The organism is Streptomyces sp. NPDC001406, assembly GCF_042895285.1.
Lineage (GTDB): Bacteria > Actinomycetota > Actinomycetes > Streptomycetales > Streptomycetaceae > Streptomyces.
On the sequence record NZ_JBIAWG010000004.1, the window covers coordinates 417600 to 435775 of the forward strand.

An 18176-nucleotide genomic window follows, 5' to 3' on the forward strand; every position below is an offset into this window, starting at 1 on the left:
TGTCAGGTCCGGGACCACTGCTGGTTGTTGCCGCCGTTGCAGGTCCACAGGACGAGTGAGCTGCCGTTGGCGGTGGCCGCGTTGTAGGCGTCCAGGCACAGGCCCGCGTTGACGTTGGTGATCGTGCCGTCGGAGTTGACGTTCCACTTCTGGTTGTTCTGGCCGTTGCAGTCCCAGATCACGACCTTGGTGCCGTTGGTGGTGCCGAGGTTGTAGGCGTCCAGGCACTTGTCGCCGTACACCACGAGTTCCTTGCGGGGGGTGTACGTCCAGACCTGGTTGCCGCCGCCGTTGCAGTCCCAGAGCTCCGCCTGGGTGCCGTTGGTGATCGTGTTGTTGTAGACGTCGGCGCAGCGGCCGGACTGCTTGCCGACGAGCAGGTTGCCATTGGTGCCGGGGACCGGGGCGACGGTGACCGTGCCCAGCGCGGGCAGTGAACTTCCGCTGAAGGTGAGGGAGTTGACGGAGCCCTTGGACAGGTCGACCTGGACCGAGACCGTGCCCTGGCCGGTTCCGGTCGGCGGGAAGGAGACCGTGGTGGAGGTCTGGGCGTTGACCTGGAGGGTGCCGGTGACCGCGGTGGAGCCGGTGTTGGTGTAGGCGATGTCGACGACGTTCAGGCCGGTGCTCGCGGCGCTCACGCCGGTGTACTTGCCGGTGGAGGTGGCGCTGTAGCCCGTGCTCGCCGCCTCGGTGCCGCCGCTGACCTTGAGCATCACCGAGCCGCCCGCCGGGACGCTCGTGGTGTAGCCCGTGGCGTACGAGCCCAGGTCCTTCTGCGCCCACAGGTCGCGGACGGTCGCGGAGGCGCCGGTCAGGCCGAGGTCGGACCAGCGGACGGTGATGTTCTGCGCGGAGGAGGTGCGGTTGAGCAGTACGACCGCACGGTTGCCGGTGCCCGCCAGCACCTTGCCGTAGACCTGGAGGCCAGTGGTGTCCTCGGCGACCTTGACGCCCTGGAGGCCGCGCGGGTCCTGGTCGACGGCGATGACGTCGGAGTTCTTGAGGATGGCGGCCGTCTCGGCGGTCATCGTGGTGAGGTCGTTGCCGGCCAGCAGCGGCGCGCCGGAGATCGCCCACAGTGCCATGTGGGTGCGGTTCTGGGCGGCGGTGAAGCCGGACATGCCGACCATCAGCATGTCGGGGTCGTTGTAGTAGCCCGTGTGCTGGGACGCCGGGTGCAGGGTCTGGTCGAAGTTGGACAGCATGTTGGTCTGCGACGGCGCGTTGCCGTAGTAGATGATGTCCGTGCTCGTCCGCCACATGGGGGCCTGGCCCGGCGCCCAGTTCCAGGGGTTCTGGTAGCCCCAGTTGCAGATCGAGAGGGTGAGCGGGCGCCCGGTGGCGGCGGAGGCCTTGGCGACGGCGGAGCTGATGGACTTGTACGTCGTCGCCGCGTCGAGCCCCTCGGCGTCGCCGCCGCACCAGTCGACCTTGACGAAGTCGAAGCCCCACTGGGAGAACCGCAGCATGTCCTGGTCGTAGTGGCCCTCGCTGCCCGTGCCGGCCGCGGCGGGGCGGCCCGTCGGGTAGTAGTAGCCGCAACCGTTCTTGCCCGCGTCGGTGTAGATGCCGGCCTTCAGGCCCTTGCTGTGGATGTAGTCGGCGATGGCGCTCATGCCGCCGGGCCACTCACCGGTGTCGACGGTGATGTTGCCGTCGCTGTCCCGGGTGCCCTGCCACCAGCCCTCGTCGATGTTGACATACCGGTATCCGGCGGCCGGAAGTCCCGCGGCGACGAACGCGTCGACCTGCTTCTTGATGACGCTGTAGTCGATCTTCGCGGCGAAGCTGTTCCAGGAGGCCCAGCCCATCGGGGCGGCGGGGACGGAGACCTGACGCACCGTCGCCGCCCGGGCGGTACCAGGCTGGGCGAAGAGGAGCGCGGTGGTCGCGGTCAGGGCGAGGACGAGGACGCGTAGGACGGCGGCTCTGCAGCGTCGTACGAAACCGCTGCCGGCGCATCGGGGTGGGGGGTACATGCGGCTCCTCCACGAGCGGTGGGGACGTGATCAGGACATCACTTATTCGAAATACCGAACACAGATCGGCTAACCGAACGCATTGCGCGCCGACCGTAGAGCCGCACGAGGCCGAAGTCAACGGCTGCGACAGCCTGGTACGGGAGCGACAGCACCGGCCGGTACACCACGGCTTCAGCCCGCTGGTGGGTCCCCCGGCCCCGGGACTGGCGAGCGGGACTGAGCCTCTGCGGCTACCGGTTGCCGTACGACGGCAAGGCCCAACTCCCCGACAGGCTGCGGAAGTTCCTGGACCCGGGCCCGCCACCGGTGTTCGTGAGGCTGGGCAGCGCCACCGTCCCCGACGCCCGGCGGCTGAGCGCACAGATCGGGGCGGCGCTGCGGCGGGCGGGGCTGCGCGGGGTGATCCAGCGGGGCTGGGGCGGGCTCGCGGCCGATGGCGACGACATGCTGACCATCGGAGAGGTCCCGCACTCCGCGCCGTTCCTCCGGACGGCCGCGGTGGTCCACCATACGGGCGCGGGCCCCCGGCGGGGCCGCGGGCCAGGGTGCCGACCGTGCCGGTCCGGATCCAGTTCGGCGAGGGCTTCTGGTCGCCCGACCGGTCTTACTGGGCGGGGCACCGACCGTCGTCCCCCTGCGCGGCCTGACCGTGACGGCCCTGCCCTAGGCCCTCGCACGGGCCGCCCGGGACGCCTCGTTGACCGAACGCGCACGCGCTCTGGGCGCCCCCATTCGCATGGCGGACGGGGCGGTCCCGGTACTGGCCGCGGTGGAGCGGCTGGGGCAGCAGGCCAGTTGGACGGCCAGGCCCGCAGCGTCGGCTCAGGTGGGTCCCTGCCAGTCGCCCGGGCGCAGTATCCCCAGCAGTTGCCGGACCAGTTCGTCGACCACCTCGTCCAGGGTCGCGTCCACCCAGCCGGCGCTCCAGTCGTGGAGTACGCCGTTGACGCTGCCGATGAACGCCGCTGCTGCGATGCGGTAGTCGCGGGGCGCGGCCTCTCCGCGTGCGGCGGCCGCCCTCGCCTCCGCGCAGATCAGTTCGACCCAGCGGGCCCGGCGGGCGAGGCGCTGTTCCTCCAGGCGTGGGCTGACGCCGATGATCTCGACGAAGGTGATGCGGATGCGGCGCGGGTCGGCGGTGACGTTCGCCGCGTACGCGCGGAAGATCATGGCGGCGCGCTCGGCGAGCGACAGCCCCTCCGCCTCGGCCGCCGCGGCCAGCACGGCTTGTTCGGCCCAGTTGTTGACCTGCAGGTGCAGTGCGGCGAGGACGTCTTCGAGGGTGCGGAACTCCTCGTAGAACTGGCGGGTCGACAGGCCCGCGGCCTCACTGAGGGACGCGACGGTCGCCGCCCGGAACCCGGGCGCGTCACCGAAGAGCTGGAGCGCCGCGTCCAGGAACCGCCGCCGGCGTTCCGCCTGCCGCTCCTCGGCGGACTTGCCCGCGTAGCGGCCGGTCGGCGGCCTGAGCCTGCCCCCCACGATCCCCTCCCGTCCCCAACTCGCCCACCAGGCAGCCAATTTTGTCGCGCACGCGGTCTTGTGGAGAAGGCCACCCCACCTTACTTTTCAGTAAGTTAACTCTGAATGCCCACGTGTTCAGATTCATCGCCCTGTCATGGCACCGCTCCCGCCACACCCCACCCAGAGGAGAGAGCAGTCATGCCTGCCTTCAGACCCGGGCACCTTTGCTCCGTAGCCGCCGCCCTCGTCCTGACCCTCACCGCCCCCGCGACCGCCGCCACGGCCGCCACGGACGCCGCCTCCCTGCGCGAGGTGCTGTTCGTCGGCAACAACTGGGGCGGCACCGCGGACGTCATCAAGTCCAGCGGCGACTTCGCGAAGGTCGGCCGGATCAACGTCGTCCCGGACAAGGACGCCCGGATGGCGGAGATCAACGCCGACCCGATCAAGTGGATCTACTTCATGGCCATCCGCAACAGCGTCGGCGAGGGCCACGACCAGTTCGTCGACGACATGTACTCCACGCCGGACGGCAGATCCGTGGTGGTGTCCCGGCCGAGCTTCGCCGACGTCGTCTCGATCGACCTGGCCACCGGGAAGATCAACTGGCGTTTCCCGGTGGCCGGTTACCGCGCCGACCACATGGCCGTGTCCCCCGACGGCACACGGGTCGCGGTCTCCGCCTCGACCGCCAACACCGTGCATGTGCTGGACATCAACACCGGCAAGCAGCTGGGGTCGTTCGCGACCGGCGACAAGCCGCACGAGAACATCTTCACCAAGGACGGCAAGTACATCTGGAACATGTCCATCGGGGACGTCAACACCGCCCTCGACGACCCGGCCTGGGACTGGACGAAGGGCGACCGGCACATCACGGTCGTGGACGCGACGACCTACAAGCAGGTCAAGGTCATCGACATGCGCGACCGGCTGGACGCCTTCGGCCTCAAGAACTTCTCCGACGCCGTCCGCCCCGCGGTGTTCTCCCCCGACGAGTCGAAGCTCTACTTCCAGGTCTCGTTCTTCAACGGCTTCCTGGAGTACGACGTCGCCACCGACAAGATCACCCGGATGAAGACCCTGCCGAAGAATCCGGCGACCAGCGAGGACCGCACCACCTGGGTCAACGACTCGCGCCACCACGGCATTTCGATGAACCCCGCGGGCACCAAGCTGTGCGTGGCGGGCACCATGGACGACTACGCGACCGTGGTGGACCGCGCCACCCTCCAGGAGGGCCCGCTGGTCACCACCTCCAAGCCCTACTGGGCCACGGTCAGCGGCGACGGCAAGGACTGCATCGTCTCCGAGAGTGGCGCCGACCAGGTCACCGCCATCGACTTCGCGACCGGGCAGAAGGTGACGTCCGTCGCGGTCGGCGACCATCCGCAGCGGGTCCGCCTGGGCCACGTCCAGTCCGACTGGACCGGTCCGTCGTCGAGTTGACCTCGCGCGCAGCCGCCGCCCGGCCTCCGGGGTGCACACGCACCACCCCGAAGGCCGGTCCGCCGTCAGAAGTGTGCCGTCGCCCACGCCGCCAGCTCGGACCGCGCGGCGCTCAGCAGGTCCGCGGACGGCGCCGTCGCCCCGTTGGTCACCAGCGCGTAGTGCAGGACGCCCGAGTCCGCGTCGGTGAGCAACAGGCGGCGGCTTCCGGTGCCGCCCGGTTCGGGGGCCACGCCGACCGGGGTCGAGGCGGTGTACGACGAAGGCGCGTACGCCGTGCCCAGGTCGGAGACGACCGTGGTGGCCGACGCCGGGAAGGAGGCCGGCAGATGCAGCTCGGTGGGTGCCGTACCGCTGCCCGAGCGCCACACCAGGACGCCGTACTGGCCGGAGCCCACCAGGCGCGACACGTTCGGGAGCGAACTCGGCACCGGGTTCCACGTCAGGGTGGCCGAGCCGTCCCGGGAACGGTCCTCGTAGGTGAAGGCGGCGGTGGTGCCCGAGGTGGCGCTCGGGTAGATCCGGTCGAGCAGGCGGGAATCCTGCCGGAGGGTCACCGTGCCGGAGTCGTCCAGCCGCACGGCGGAGAGGTCCTCGTCGTTCCAGGCGTCGCCGGAGGTGAGGACCTTGTCCGGGTTGCCGTTCATCAGCTCGTGGTGGCGTCCGTTGTAGATGTCCCACTGCCACTGGGAGCCGGACAGGACCGGTCCGGAGGACGCCGGGGTGGACCACCAACTCGCGCCGGGGAGACGGGAGTCGAGGGACTGGTACATCGCCTTGAGGACGGTCGGCGCCTTGTCCGACACCGTCCCGGACAGGGGGTGGCCGTACTCGCTGACCACGGCCGCGGTCCCGGCGGCCGAGGCGCGGTCGCGGATCGTGCCGAAGTCGGCCGTGTACTGGCCGTCGGCCGCCTTGCCCCACATCAGGATGCCGGAGATGGCCTTCTGGTCGTAGAAGTGGGTGTTGAGGACATAGCGCGACCCGAGCGTGCCCGCGTCCAGCAGTCCGCCCTCCTGCTTCTGGGAGGAGATGTTGGCGTTCCAGAAGAGGTTCGGCTCGACGAAGGCGGGCTTGGCCTGCCAGCCGGCCGCGTCCATGCGGGCCCGGAACCTCTGGAAGAAGGGCCACAGCAGGTCCCGCTCCCAGGTGCGGCTGGTCTGGCCGGAGTCGTAGCTGCCCGCGTACGGCTCGTTGTACGGGTCGAAGCCGACGACGCCCGTGAACTCGGTGTCCGTGAGGTGCTGGGCGAGGTACGCCATCGTCGACTGCGCCGTGGCCAGGAAGGCGTCCTGGAGGCCGTAGTTGTTGTGCCAGAAGTCGTACTGCGCCTTCGTCACGGCCGAGTTCTGGGTGATGTTCTGGCCCCAGAAGAAGCAGATCCCGCAGGACTCGGTGGGGTAACTGCCGAGCTCCACGGCCCACTTGGGGGCGCCGTCGCCGGTGTACCAGCTGCCCGAGTTGAAGAGGTGGCGGGAGTAGAGGTCCTGGTGGAAGTCGGGGTAGACGCGGATGCCGGCATCGAGGAAGGCGCGCATCTGCTCGGTGGCGGCGGCCAGATACGCGGTGTCGACCTGGCCCCGCACGGGCTCGGCGTGGGCCCAGGAGAGCAGGAAGCGGACCGCGTTGCCGCCGCCGAGGGCACGCAGCGCGGTGGCCGACTTCCGTGCGTCGGCGACCGAGGCGAAGGGCAGGCCGCCGTTCTCCTCCAGCTTGGTCTCGCCGGAGACGTTGTAGCCGCGCAGGACGACCTCGCGGCCCTGGCCGTCGACGAAGCGGCCGTTCTGCACCGTGAGGGCGGTGCCGTCGAACCAGAGGGAGTCGGAAGGGGTGGCGGCGGTGGCGGGCGAGGTGCCGGCCACCACCAGGAATCCACAGAGGACAACCAGGACAACGAACAAACGCGCCCGGATATTCGTCATGTCCATTACAGTCCGGTGCTTTCCGGACACCGTCAACCCTGCTGACTCCGGAGTAAGTTCCGTTTCGGCCGCGCCTCGTCGGCCCGGACCTCTTCGGCCGGCACCCTCGTCGGCCCCGCCGCCCCCCTCAGCCACTCACCCGGTGCGTCACGTTCAGCAGGTACTCCTTGCGGTTCAGCGGATTGTGGTCGGTGCGCGGCCGCTCGGGCACCGTGCCCCGGGTGACCGGCGCGTAGTGGTCGAAGGCGCTCTCCAGCTCGCCCTCACCCCGGGTCAGGCCCGGCAGGCGCTGTCCCAGCCCGTGCACCCGGGCAGCCGGTACCGAGCCCTCCAGGACACAGCTGGAGCCGTGCGTCCCGGTGGTCTGCGGCACCGCCCCGAGCCGGGCGAGCACCGGGAGCAGGCCGCCCAGGGTGTCCGCCGGGGCCTCCAGGCGGAAGCGGTGCATGGGTTCGTACACCCGGGTGCCCGCGCGGCGCAGCGCGTCGACCAGGACGAGCGGGGTGAGCCCGCGGAAGTCCGCCCCGGTGCTGGACATGTTCTTGTCGAAGCCCTGGTGGGCGTGGCTCTGCCGGGGCGAGTAGCCGGAGTGGGTCATGGTGACCGTGCAGTCGGTGACCCGCCAGCCGTGCAGCCCCTGCCCGAGCGTCTCGCGGACCGTGTCCTGCACGGCCTTGAAGAAGGCGTACGGCATGGCGCCCAGCTCCACTTCGAGCCGGAAGTCCACGCCCGCGCCGACCGGGGCCGGATCGACGCGCAGCCCGACGGTCGCGAGGAACGGGTTGGGGGCCTTCTTGTTGAACTCGACGGCCGACCCCGTGCCCGCGGGACGCTCGATGCAGAGGGTCGTCGTCTCGCGGAAGGTGACGTCCAGCCCGTACTCGTCGGCGAGGGTCGCCTGGACGACCTCCTTCTGCACCTCTCCATAGAGCGAGACGGAGCTCTCCTGCCGCGCCTCGTCGTGGCGCACGTCGATGAGCGGGTCCTGCTCCGCGAGCTGGGTGAGCGCGATGTGCAGCGAGCGCCGGTCCACGCCCGGTCCGGGGACGACGACCGTCTCCAGGGTCGGCGGGGCGAAGTGGCGCTCCTGCCCCGCCCTCGGTACCCCGATCGGGTCACCGATCCTGATGCCGCCCAGACCCCACAGCCGGCCGATCCGGCCGGCCCCGATGCTCTCCTGCCGGAGGTCCGCGCCCTGCTCGAAGACGCTCACCGCGGTGACCTTGCCCTCTTCGGGGGCCGCGCCGAAGAGGACCCGGTCTCGGGCATGGAGGGTGCCGGAGAAGATGCGCGCGTAGGCGATCTTCTCCCCCGCCGGGCCCCGCTCGACCTTGAAGACCGTGCCGGACAGCTCGCCGTCGGGGTCGCCCCCGGCCGGGGGCAGCAGCTGTTCGATGCCGGTGATCAGCTCGGGCACGCCGGCGCCGGTGACGGCGGAGCCGAAGTAGACCGGATGGGCGAGTGCCTGCCGGGTCCGGTCGGCGAGGACGGTGCGCAGACGGTCGTACGAGACGGTGTCCTCGACGTACGCGGCCAGCAGTTCGTCGTCGAGGTCGGCGAGGGCGTCGAGCGCGGCCGGGCCGAGTCCGGGGGCGAAGCGGGCTTCGCGGGTGCCGAGTCCGGTGGCCGTGCCCATCGGTACGACCGCCCGGGTGAGCCGCCGGGCCATCGCCCGCAGCACGGGCTCGTCCTGTGCGCCGCGCCGGTCGATCTTGTTGACGAAGACCAGGGTGGGGATGCGCAGCCTTCGCAGCGTCCGCATCAGCACGCGGGTCTGCGCCTGGACGCCCTCGACCGCCGAGACGACCAGGACGGCACCGTCGAGCACACCGAGGACCCGCTCCACCTCGGCGATGAAGTCCGGGTGGCCGGGGGTGTCGATGAGGTTGACGGTCACGCCGTCGAGAGGGAAGGAGACGACGGCAGACTTGATGGTGATACCCCGCTGCCGTTCGAGCGCGAGGGTGTCGGTCCGGGTGTTTCCGTCGTCGACGCTTCCGAGCTCGTCGATGACCCCGGCCGTGTGGAGCAGCCGTTCGGTCAGGCTGGTCTTACCGGCGTCTACGTGCGCGAGAATTCCGAGATTGAGCAGGTGCACTGAGCGTGATGTCCTTCGGCATGGATGGGATTCCTTCCTGGGTGGACATGCACGCAGCGCGCATTTCTGGTCCTCTCCGGGTGACGACTGGTCCCGTGCAGTGGAGCAGGATCCGGGCCCGAGCGGCAATGGATTAACGCTCAACGAAACCCCGTCACAGCACTCGCCGCATCCAAGGGGTGGCCATAGAGTGACCTACATCACGTTCGGTGGCTGATTTCCCTCTCCCACGCCCGCACGGTCTGGAGGGCACATGACCCACATCAAGGTGAAGGTGGACGGCACGACGTACGAGGACGACGTGGAACCCCGTCTGCTCCTGGCCCACTACCTGCGCGACCGCCTCGGCCTGACCGGCACCCCGATCGGTTGCGACACCTCGAACTGCGGGGCGTGCACGGTCGCCCTGGACGGGGCGAGCGTCAAGAGCTGCTCGGTGCTGGCCGTACAGGCGGACGGGAGCGAGGTGACCACCGTCCAGGGGCTGGCCGAGAACGGCGAGTGGACGGCGCTGCAGCGCGCGTTCCACGAGCAGCACGGCCTGCAGTGCGGCTACTGCACCCCGGGAATGATCATGGCCGCACGCGATCTGCTGACCGAGAACCCGCACCCCGCCGCGCACGAGGTGCGCCACGCCCTGGAGGGCAACCTCTGCCGCTGCACCGGTTACCAGAACATCGTCCGCGCGGTGCTCGCCGCCTCCGGGGAACAGCTGGCCGAGGAGGTGACGGCATGACCGATCAGGCCGTCGAAGGCGAGGTCGGACGCTCCCGGCTGCGCAAGGAGGACGCCCGGCTGGTCACCGGCCAGACCAACTGGACCGACAACATCCAGGTCACCGGACTGCTGCACCTGGCGATTCTGCGCAGCCCGATGGCCCACGCCCGCATCGCACGGGTCGATGTCTCCCCCGCGCTGGAACGCCCCGGTGTCGTCGCGGCGTTCAGCGGCGCCGACCTCGCCGAGGGAATGGGTTCGCTGCCGTGCGCCTGGCCGGTGACCGAGGACATCGTGCTGCCCGACCACCCGCCGATCGCCGTCGACGAGGTGCGCTACGCCGGCGACCCGGTGGCGGTCGTGGTGGCCCGCGACCGGTACGCGGCCGCCGACGCGCTGGAGGCGATCGAGGTCGACTACGACCCGCTGCCCCCGGTGCTCGACCTGGAGGCCGCGCTGGCCGAGGGCTCCCCCCTGGTCCACTCCGACAAGGGCACCAACCGCAGCTACCTCTGGCCGCTCGCCACCGGCGAGAGCTTCGAGACGGTCCGGCAGCGTGCCGAGGTCACCGTGAAGCGCCGCTACCACCAGCAGCGGCTCATCCCCAACGCGATGGAGCCGCGCGCGGTGGTCGTCACCCCGCTCGCGGCCTCCGGCGAGTACACCGTCTACTCGGCCACGCAGATCCCGCACATCCTGCGGATCATGCTGGCGATGGTCACCGGCGTCCCCGAGCACAAGCTCCGGGTGATCGCCCCGGACGTGGGCGGCGGCTTCGGCTCCAAGCTCCAGGTGTACGGCGAGGAGGCCATCGCCGTCGCGGTCGCCCGGCGGCTGGGCCGGCCGGTGAAGTGGACCGAGTCCCGCTCCGAGGGCTATCTCGCCACCCATCACGGCCGCGGCATGATCCAGGACGTCGAGGTCGCCGCCACCCGTGACGGCAGGCTCCTCGGCCTGAAGGTGGACCTGATCGCCGACATGGGCGCGTATCTGATGCTCGTCACGCCGGGCATCCCGATCCTCGGCGCCTTCATGTACCCGGGGATCTACAAGATGGACGCCTACGAGTTCAACTGCACCGGCGTCTTCACCACCCGCACCCCCACCGACGCCTACCGCGGCGCCGGGCGCCCGGAGGCGACGTTCGCCATCGAGCGGATCATGGACGAACTGGCGGCCGAACTCGATCTGGACCCGGTGGAGCTGCGGCGCCGGAACTGGATCCGGCACGAGGAGTTCCCGTACACCTCGATCGCCGGGCTGACCTACGACAGCGGCAACTACGAGGCGGCCACCGAGAAGGCGCTCGCCCTGTTCGGGTACGACGACCTGCGCGCCGAGCAGCACAAGCGCAACGAGCGCGGCGACCCCGTACGCCTCGGCATCGGCGTGTCGACGTACACCGAGATGTGCGGCCTGGCACCGAGCCGGGTGCTGCGCGACCTCAGGTACGCGGCCGGCGGCTGGGAGGCGGCGAGCATCCGCATGCTGCCCACCGGCAAGGTCGAGGTGGTCACCGGCACCAGCCCGCACGGCCAGGGGCACGTCACCTGCTGGAGCCAGATCGCCGCCGATGTGCTGGGCGTGCCGTTCGAGGACGTCGAGGTGGTGCACGGCGACACCAAGGCGGCCCCGCAGGGCATGGACACCTACGGCTCACGGTCCCTGGTCGTCGGCGGGGCGGCCGTGCACCGGGCGGCGGAGAAGGTGGTGGAGAAGGCGCGGAAGGTCGCGGCCCATCTGCTCGAAGCCAGCGAGCAGGACCTGGACTTCAGCGGCGGCGTGTTCTCCGTGAAGGGCTCGCCCGAGGCACGCAGGACCATCCAGGAGGTCGCCTTCGAGACGTTCTCCTCGCACGATCTGCCCGACGGCATGGAACCCACCATCAACGCCGAGCACCTGGTCGACCCGGAGAACTTCTCCTACCCGCACGGCACCCACCTGTGCGCGGTCGAGGTCGACACCGAGACCGGGCGGACCAGCATCCGGTCGTACGTCTGCGTCGACGACGTCGGCCGGGTCATCAACCCGATGATCGTCGAGGGACAGGTGCACGGCGGCATCGCGCAGGGCATCGCGCAGGCGCTGTTCGAGGAGGCCGTGTACGACGACGAGGGCAACCTCGTCACCGGCACCATGGCCGACTACCTCGTGCCGTCGGCCGCGGACCTGCCGGACTTCGTGACCGACCGGACGGAGACGCCGGCGACCTCCAACCCGCTCGGGGCCAAGGGGGTCGGGGAGTCGGGGACGATCGCCTCGACACCGGCCGTCGTCAACGCCGTCGTGGACGCGCTCAGGCCACTGGGTGTGCAGGACGTACGGATGCCGTGCACCCCGGAGCGGGTCTGGCAGGCCGTGCGGGCAGCGGGTTCCGGTAAGGAGGCCTCGGCATGATTCCCCCCGCATTCGACTACGCCCGTCCGTCGAGCGTCGACGAGGCGGTGAGCACGCTCGCGGACGCGGGCGAGGACGCGAAGGTGCTGGCCGGCGGGCAGAGCCTGCTGCCGCTGCTGAGGCTGCGGCTGGCCTTCCCGGAGCTGGTCGTGGACGTCGGCCGGATCCCTGAGCTGCGCGGGGTCCGCGAGGACGGCGACACGCTCGTCATCGGCGCGATGACCACGCACCACGACGTGATCCGCGACCCGCTGGTGCGCCGGCACGCCGGTCTGCTGGCGGCCGCCACGACCACGGTCGCCGACCCGGCGGTACGGCACCGGGGCACCCTCGGCGGCTCGCTCGCGCACGCGGACCCGGCCGGAGACCTCCCGGCCGTGGTGCTGGCCCTGGACGCCGAGCTGGTCGCCGTCGGACCGGGCGGACGCCGCACGATCCCGGCGCGCGAGTTCTTCCTCGACTACCTCCAGTCGGCGCTGGCGCCCGACGAACTCCTGGTGGAGGTGCGGGTGCCGAAGAAGGACGGCTGGAGCTTCCACTACGAGAAGTTCCACCGGGTCGCCCAGGCCTGGGCGATCGTCGGCGTGGCGGCCCTGGTGCGGCGCGACGACGGGCACATCGCCGAGGCACGCATCGGGCTGACCAACATGGGCGCGACCCCGCTGCGGGCCGACGCGGCCGAGCGGGCCCTGGCCGGTGCCGGGGACCCACCGGCCGTGGCGCGGGCCGCCGAGGCGGCCGCCGAGGGCACCCAGCCGTCACGGGACGTGTCGGCCTCGCCCGAGTACCGCGCGCACCTCGCACGGGTGCTGACCAAGCGGGCGGTCCTGACCGCCACCGGAATGGGGTGAGCGCCGATCACCCGGATGGACGACCCGGAGCAGGTGCGGGCCCGGCTGGAGGAGACCGGATACCTCCTCGACGACGGTCTGGCCATCGCCTGCTTCCTGGCGGTGAGGCTGCACCGGCCGCTCTTCTGCGAGGGCGACGCGGGCGTGGGCAAGACCGCGCTCGCGTCCGCCCTCGCCGAGGCACTCGACGCGCCGCTGATCCGGTTGCAGTGCCACGAGGGCATCGACGCCTCGCAGGCCCTGTACGACTGGGACTTCCCGCGTCAACTGCTGCATCTGCGGGCCGCCGAAGCGGCCGGGGTGAAGGACGCGGAACAGCTGGAGAGCGAGCTGTACGACCGGCGCTTCCTGATCGCCCGGCCGCTGCTGCGGGCGCTGCAGACACAGCCGTCGGTGCTGCTGGTCGACGAGATCGACCGGGCCGACGACGAGTTCGAGGCGTTCCTGCTGGAGCTGCTGTCCGAGTTCTCGGTGACGATCCCGGAGCTCGGCACCCTGCGCGCCGAGGTCCCGCCGGTCGTCGTACTGACGTCGAACCGCACCAGGGAGGTGCACGACGCGCTCAAGCGCCGGTGTCTGTACCACTGGTTCGACCATCCCGGGTTCGCCCGTGAACTCGCCATCGTGCGCAGCCGGTTGCCGGAGGTGTCGGCGCGCCTCGCCGAGCAGGTCACCGGCCTGGTGCAGGCGCTGCGGGCGGCGGACCTGGTCAAGCCGCCGGGGGTGGCCGAGACGATCGACTGGGCGCAGGCCCTGGACGCGCTGGGGGCGAGCGAGGTGGACGCCGAGCTGGCCGTGGCGACGCTGGGGTCGGTGCTCAAGTACCGGGAGGACGCCGAGCGGGCACGGGGGCTCGATCTCGCGGCGGTGCTCGCCGCGAAGGGAGCGTGAGGGGCGTGCCGGCCGCGGATGCCGTCCTGCTGGGTTTCGCCCGTGCCCTGCGCGCGGCGGGCATCGACGCGAGCGCCGACCGGCTGCAGGCGTTCCTGCGGGCCCTGGACACGCTGCGGCCCGGGGTGCGGACGGATGTGTACTGGGCGGGCCGGCTGACGCTGTGCGGCGGACGGGACGACCTGGAGCGCTACGACCGGGTGTTCGCCGCGTACTTCGGGCCCGGCGGCCAGCCCGCGCGCCGGCCCCTGCGGGCCGCTCCCCCGCCCCGGCTGCGCCCCCTCCCACGGGACGCTCCGGCCGGCGCCCGTGCCCCCGGTGACGGCAGGCCCCAGGGTCCGCCGACCGCCACGCTGGCCAGTTCCGCCGAGGTGCTGCGGCACCGTGACGTCGCCGGGCTGGACGCCGCCGAGCGGGCCCAGCTCGACCGGCTGCTGGCCGCGTTCGCGCTGCGCGCGCAGACACGGCGCACGGCGCGGCGGCGGCCGGCCCGGCGCGGGGACGTCGATCCGCGCCGGACGGTCCGGGAGCTGCTGCGCCGCGGTGGTGAGCCGGCCCGGCTGCGGCGGCACGCGCGGGTCGAGCGGCCCCGCCGGGTCGTGCTGCTGGTGGACGTGAGCGGCTCCATGGCGCCGTACGCCGACGCACTGCTGCGGTTCGCCCACGCCGCGGCCCGAGGCGGACGTACGGAGGTGTTCACGATCGGCACCCGGCTGACCCGGGTGACCCGCGAGCTCGCGCACCGCGACCCGGACCTGGCGATGGCGGCGGTCGCGGACGCGGTACCCGACTGGCGCGGCGGTACGCGGCTGGGCGAGCTGCTGCGCGAGTTCCTGAACCGCTGGGGGCAGCGGGGCATGGCGCGCGGGGCGGTGGTGGTGCTGCTGTCGGACGGGTGGGAGCGTGGCGATCCGGAGCTGCTCGGGGCGCAGATGCGACGCTTGCACGGGCTGGCACACCGGGTGATCTGGGCCAATCCGCGCAAGGCACGTCCCGGCTATGCGCCCCTGGCCGCCGGGATGGCTGCGGCGCTGCCGAGCGTGGACGCCTTCGTCGAGGGACACAGCCTCGCGGCACTGGAGCGGCTCGCGGCGGTGGTGCGCGGGGCGGAGGCGGCCTCCGTCGAGGTGGCCTATGCGGAACTGGCCCAAGCGGAGCGGGACTCGGAACGGGTGTGACCCGAACGGGTGTGAGAGGAGCGGATCGTGCGTGAGATTCTGCCGGCGCTGAACCGCTGGTACGCGGCGCGGACCCCGTTCGGTCTGGCCACGGTCGTCGCGGTCAGCCGCAGCGCGCCGCGCGGCCCCGGTGCCGCCATGGCGGTGGGGCCCGACGACGAGGTCGTGGGCAGCGTGTCCGGGGGCTGTGTGGAGGGGGCGGTGTACGAGCTCGCGCAGGAGGTGGTGGCGAGCGGGGAGGCACGTCTGGAGACCTTCGGGTACAGCGACGAGGACGCCTTCGCGGTGGGCCTCACCTGCGGCGGCGAGATCACCCTGCTGGTGCGGCCCGTCACGCCCGGGTCCGACCCCGCCTTCGGTGCGGTCGCCGCGTCGGTCGCCGCGGGCGAACCGGTGACCGTGGCCACGGTGGTCGACGGGCCCGCGCCGCGCGGGGCCACGCTGGCCGTCTGGCCCGACACGGTGACCGGCACGCTCGGCGCGAGCGGTCTGGACGTCGCCGTCACCGCCGACGCGCGCGGCGAACTCGCCCTCGGCGCCACGGGCCTGCGCCACTACGGCCCGCACGGCGAGCGGCGCGAGGACGACGTCACCGTGTTCCTCCACTCCTTCGCGCCGCCCCCGCGGATGCTGGTCTTCGGCGCCATCGACTACGCGGCCGCGGTGGCCCGCCTCGGCGACTTCCTCGGCTACCGGGTCACCGTGTGCGACGCCCGCCCGGTCTTCGCGACGCCCAAGCGGTTCCCGCAGGGGGTGGAGGTCGTCGTGGACTGGCCGCACCGCTATCTGAGCGGCACGCAGACCGACGAGCGGACGGTCATCTGCGTCCTGACCCACGACCCGAAGTTCGATGTGCCGCTGCTGGAGGAGGCACTGCGCCGGCCGGCCGCCTACATCGGGGCGATGGGCAGCCGGCGTACCCACGACGAACGTCACAAGCGGCTGGTCGAGGCCGGTCTCACGGAGGCCGAACTGGCCCGGCTGCGCTCGCCGGTCGGGCTCGACCTCGGTGCCCGTACGCCCGAGGAGGTCGCGATCTCCGTCGCCGCCGAGATCGTCGCGCTGCGCTGGGGCGGCACCGGTGCGCCGCTGACCCTGACCGCGGGGGCGATCCACCCCGCCGGATCCGGCTGACCACGAGGAGCCCGAACGCGAGGAGGAAGTCATGGAACTGCAGCACGAGTTCACCGTCCCGGTCCCGGTCCCGGACGCCTGGCGGGCGCTCCTCGACATCGAGCGCGTCGCGCCGTGCATGCCCGGGGCGACCGTGGAGGACTACGACGGCAAGACCGTGACCGGATCGGTGAAGGTCAAGGTCGGGCCGATCACGGTGACCTACAAGGGAACCGCCGTCTTCGAGGAACAGGACGAGTCCGCCCATCGCATCGTCCTCATCGCCAGCGGGCGCGAGACCCGTGGCCAGGGCACGGCCCGGGCCACGGTGACCGGCACGCTCAGCGAACTGGACGGCGGAACCGCCGTGTCGGTCCGCACCGATCTCACGGTGACCGGACGCCCGGCCCAGTTCGGACGCGGGGTGATGGCGGAGGTGGGCGACCGGGTGGTGGGCCAGTTCGCGGCCTGTCTGTCGGAACGCCTGGCCGAACCGGCCACCGCCACGGCCGCCGTCACCGATGAGCACCCGCCCGAGACCGAGCCGCTGGACCTGCTCCGCACGGCCGGCGTGCCGGTGGCCAAACGGGCCGGCATCGCGGCGGGGATCGCCGCGGCGGTGGCGCTGGTGGTGGCGGGAATCCTGGCGCGCGTACGGCGTCGCAAGCGGCGCTGACAGCCGTCGCGCGAGACGGGCTCAGACGTCGCCGTCGCCGTCGCCCCGGACGAGGGCGTGCAGATGCTGGTCGTGCCAGCCGTCCGCGTGCAGCAGCGCTCCGCGCATGGTGCCTTCCAGCAGGTAGCCCGCCTTCTCGGCCACCCGGCAGGACGCCGGGTTGGCGACGGAGTGGCACAGCCGCAGTCGGTGCAGGCCGAGTTCGTCCAGCGCCCAGCGGCTGAGCCGCCGCGCCGCCTCGACGACGATGCCGCCGCCACGGGCCTCGGGCAGCACCCAGTAGACGATCTCGGCGCTGCCGCCCGCGAGATCGATGTCGTTCCAGCCGATGAGCCCCGTCGCCGCCGCGCCCGGCCGGGCAACGGCCCAGACGGCAGCCGTCCCGGCCCGCCAGCGCTCCTGCATGCGCTCGATCCGGCGGCAGGCCTCGGCACGGCTCTCGACGGTGAAGAGGTTCCACCGGCGGATCGCGGGGTCCTGCCCGGCGGCCAACAGCGCGTCGGCGTCGTCGGGGCGCCACGGTCGCAGCTCCAGCCCGCTGGGCAGCGCCAGGACGGGCTGGCCGGCACGGGTCATGCGGCCTGCGGGAACGACCGGCGGGATGCCTGAGCTGGAGATCATCGCGGCATCCTGCCACACGGTCCCTATCGCTGCGGCAGACGGTGCAGCGTCACGTCCTCGAGCGCACCGTCGGCGACGGTCGCCGTCAGATAGGTGCAGTGGGGCTGGCGGCGGCGGTCGGTCGGCGAGCCGGGGTTGATCAGGCGCAGTCCGGAGGGGGCGGTGGTGTCCCAGGGGATGTGGCTGTGCCCGAAGACCAGCACGTCGAGGTCGGGGAAGCGGGCCGCGCTGCGGACCTCGCGGCCCTCGGCGGGGCCGGTCTCGTGGACGACACCGAAGCGCAGGCCGCCGAGTTCGGCGTACGCCACCTCGGGGAGCCGGGCGCGCAGCTCCGGACCGTCGTTGTTGCCGTACACCCCGATCAGCCGGCGGCTGTGGCTCTCCAGCAGGTCCAGGGTGGCGGTGTCGACCCAGTCGCCGGCGTGGAACACCACGTCGGCGTGCGGGAGTTCGGCGAGCAGTCGCTCCGGCAGCCGCTCGGCACGCGCGGGGACATGGGTGTCGGACATGAGCAGCAGGCGCACAGGGCCAGGCTAGGGCAGGCCGGGGTGTGTGGTGGGCAAGTCGGGGTGTGTGCCGGGGCAGGCCCGGGTGCGTGGCTCGGCAGGCCGGACTGAACAGGTGAACTGGACAGGCTGGACTGGACAGTCTGGACTGATGGTTACGGACCGTCGTCCACCCCCGACTGCCCGCAGTCGGTCACAAACTGATGCGGCAGTATGTGTCGGCGCGCTCGGCGCCTCCGCCTCGACCGCGGCGTTCTTCCCGCACCGCGCCGACACGCCCGGGCTGCACGCCCTGGCACTTTTCATGT

General features: G+C 71.7%; 14 protein-coding genes and 1 pseudogene. 9 read left to right on the forward strand and 6 right to left on the reverse strand.

Annotation, left to right across the window (positions count from 1 at the left end; all coding sequences use genetic code 11):
* Nucleotides 1–2 precede the first annotated feature (2 nt).
* Nucleotides 3–1982, reverse strand: a complete 1980-nt coding sequence (locus ACFY1J_RS12190) for a ricin-type beta-trefoil lectin domain protein (RefSeq protein WP_390731180.1) — start codon at nucleotides 1980–1982, stop codon at nucleotides 3–5.
* A gap of 140 nt (nucleotides 1983–2122) precedes the next feature.
* Between ACFY1J_RS12190 and ACFY1J_RS12195 the strand changes: the two are divergent.
* Nucleotides 2123–2766: pseudogene (locus ACFY1J_RS12195) on the forward strand (glycosyltransferase); the annotation flags it as partial.
* A gap of 41 nt (nucleotides 2767–2807) precedes the next feature.
* On the opposite strand, the gene ACFY1J_RS12200 reads toward ACFY1J_RS12195, so the two are convergent.
* Nucleotides 2808–3467, reverse strand: a complete 660-nt coding sequence (locus ACFY1J_RS12200) for a TetR/AcrR family transcriptional regulator (RefSeq protein ID WP_390731181.1) — start codon at nucleotides 3465–3467, stop codon at nucleotides 2808–2810.
* Between the two features lie 180 nt (nucleotides 3468–3647).
* Between ACFY1J_RS12200 and ACFY1J_RS12205 the strand changes: the two genes are divergently transcribed.
* Nucleotides 3648–4898: a YncE family protein gene (locus ACFY1J_RS12205; protein ID WP_390731182.1), complete on the forward strand. Its 1251-nt coding sequence runs from the start codon at nucleotides 3648–3650 to the stop codon at nucleotides 4896–4898.
* A 65-nt stretch (nucleotides 4899–4963) separates the two neighbouring features.
* On the opposite strand, the gene ACFY1J_RS12210 is transcribed toward ACFY1J_RS12205, so the two are convergent.
* Complete coding sequence (locus tag ACFY1J_RS12210) at nucleotides 4964–6826, reverse strand: cellulase family glycosylhydrolase (RefSeq protein ID WP_390731183.1); 1863 nt, start codon at nucleotides 6824–6826, stop codon at nucleotides 4964–4966.
* Between the two features lie 121 nt (nucleotides 6827–6947).
* Nucleotides 6948–8918 (reverse strand): GTP-binding protein, encoded by a 1971-nt coding sequence (locus ACFY1J_RS12215; protein WP_390731184.1) that lies wholly within the window; start codon nucleotides 8916–8918, stop codon nucleotides 6948–6950.
* A gap of 253 nt (nucleotides 8919–9171) precedes the next feature.
* Between ACFY1J_RS12215 and ACFY1J_RS12220 the strand changes: the two genes are divergently transcribed.
* From ACFY1J_RS12220 to ACFY1J_RS12250, 7 genes are read left to right on the forward strand one after another with little or no spacing between them, the layout of a single operon-like run.
* The gene (locus tag ACFY1J_RS12220; RefSeq protein WP_390705896.1) at nucleotides 9172–9654 is read left to right on the forward strand and encodes a (2Fe-2S)-binding protein; all 483 of its coding nucleotides are present in this window, start codon (nucleotides 9172–9174) and stop codon (nucleotides 9652–9654) included.
* Nucleotides 9651–12032 carry a xanthine dehydrogenase family protein molybdopterin-binding subunit gene (locus ACFY1J_RS12225; RefSeq protein WP_390731185.1) on the forward strand — a complete coding sequence of 794 codons (2382 nt, stop codon included), beginning with the start codon at nucleotides 9651–9653 and terminating at the stop codon, nucleotides 12030–12032. Before ACFY1J_RS12220 ends, ACFY1J_RS12225 begins: the two co-directional genes overlap by 4 nt.
* Nucleotides 12029–12883 (forward strand): FAD binding domain-containing protein, encoded by an 855-nt coding sequence (locus ACFY1J_RS12230; protein WP_390705894.1) that lies wholly within the window; start codon nucleotides 12029–12031, stop codon nucleotides 12881–12883. Before ACFY1J_RS12225 ends, ACFY1J_RS12230 begins: the two co-directional genes overlap by 4 nt.
* A gap of 15 nt (nucleotides 12884–12898) precedes the next feature.
* A complete protein-coding gene (locus ACFY1J_RS12235) occupies nucleotides 12899–13774 on the forward strand; it encodes an AAA family ATPase (RefSeq protein ID WP_390705893.1) in 876 nt (291 codons plus the stop codon).
* Nucleotides 13775–13779: 5 nt separating this feature from the next.
* The gene (locus ACFY1J_RS12240; protein WP_390731186.1) at nucleotides 13780–14952 is read left to right on the forward strand and encodes a VWA domain-containing protein; all 1173 of its coding nucleotides are present in this window, start codon (nucleotides 13780–13782) and stop codon (nucleotides 14950–14952) included.
* A gap of 27 nt (nucleotides 14953–14979) precedes the next feature.
* A complete protein-coding gene (locus tag ACFY1J_RS12245) occupies nucleotides 14980–16086 on the forward strand; it encodes an XdhC family protein (protein WP_390731187.1) in 1107 nt (368 codons plus the stop codon).
* 31 nt (nucleotides 16087–16117) lie between these two features.
* Nucleotides 16118–16741 carry an SRPBCC family protein gene (locus tag ACFY1J_RS12250; RefSeq protein WP_390705890.1) on the forward strand — a complete coding sequence of 208 codons (624 nt, stop codon included), beginning with the start codon at nucleotides 16118–16120 and terminating at the stop codon, nucleotides 16739–16741.
* Nucleotides 16742–16762: 21 nt separating this feature from the next.
* Here ACFY1J_RS12250 and ACFY1J_RS12255 read toward each other — a convergent pair whose 3' ends face one another.
* Together ACFY1J_RS12255 and ACFY1J_RS12260 are read right to left on the reverse strand one after the other, a co-directional pair.
* A complete protein-coding gene (locus ACFY1J_RS12255; RefSeq protein WP_390705889.1) occupies nucleotides 16763–17362 on the reverse strand; it encodes a GNAT family N-acetyltransferase in 600 nt (199 codons plus the stop codon).
* A gap of 23 nt (nucleotides 17363–17385) precedes the next feature.
* A complete protein-coding gene (locus tag ACFY1J_RS12260) occupies nucleotides 17386–17886 on the reverse strand; it encodes a metallophosphoesterase family protein (protein ID WP_390705888.1) in 501 nt (166 codons plus the stop codon).
* Nucleotides 17887–18176: the final 290 nt, after the last annotated feature.